Genomic DNA, 230 nt, shown 5'->3' with positions numbered 1-230 from the left:
AAGAGCCTTCTTCTCGGCTCCGCTGCAGCTCTCGTTGCAGTTTCCGGCGCTCGCGCAGCTGACGCGGTCGTCATGGCCGAGCCCGAGCCGGTCGACTACGTCCGCGTTTGCGACGTCTACGGCAAGGGCTTCTACTACATCCCCGGCACCGAGACCTGCCTGAGCGTCGGCGGTTACGTCCGCTTCCAGGTGAACGTCGCCGGCGACCCGATCCGCAACCTCGAAGGCGA

General features: G+C 66.1%; 1 protein-coding gene. It reads left to right on the top strand.

Translation table 11 applies throughout. The features are described 5' to 3' along the window. On the top strand, positions 1-230 hold a 230-nt coding region (locus tag AUL33_RS21415), incomplete at both ends, for a porin (protein ID WP_192843260.1).

The organism is Aureimonas sp. AU12, assembly GCF_001463705.1.
Lineage (GTDB): Bacteria > Pseudomonadota > Alphaproteobacteria > Rhizobiales > Rhizobiaceae > Aureimonas.
Note: the sequence above shows the minus strand (reverse complement) of the source record. Positions and strands in the feature narration are given on the sequence as shown.